The 254-nt window shown below is 46.1% G+C and carries 1 pseudogene; it reads right to left on the bottom strand.

The window, feature by feature from the left end:
- Nucleotides 1-254, bottom strand: a pseudogene (locus tag AAEY83_RS16895) (diaminopimelate decarboxylase); the annotation flags it as partial.

Raw genomic sequence — 254 nt, 5'->3', positions numbered from 1 at the left:
ATATCAAACCCTGCGCCTGCTTGCGCCAATACGCCAAGTACCGCAAGGTTTGAGTTTGCTTTTACCGCATAGCAAATCTGGTGAGTTAAGCTGGCAAAGCTATCGGTATAAGCTTGATAGACATCCAAAATGGCTTGCTTTGAGTACACATAACAAGGCGTACCATAGTGTTTAACCACTTCATCAATACTGACCTGTTCCATATACAGTGCACCGTCGCGATAATCTAGCCCGGGTAAATGGGCGGTTAAGGC

The sequence above is a fragment of the Psychrobacter sp. TB20-MNA-CIBAN-0197 genome (genome assembly GCF_040309765.1).
Classification (GTDB): Bacteria; Pseudomonadota; Gammaproteobacteria; order Pseudomonadales; family Moraxellaceae; genus Psychrobacter; species Psychrobacter submarinus.
This window is presented reverse-complemented; position numbering and strand designations above follow the sequence as displayed.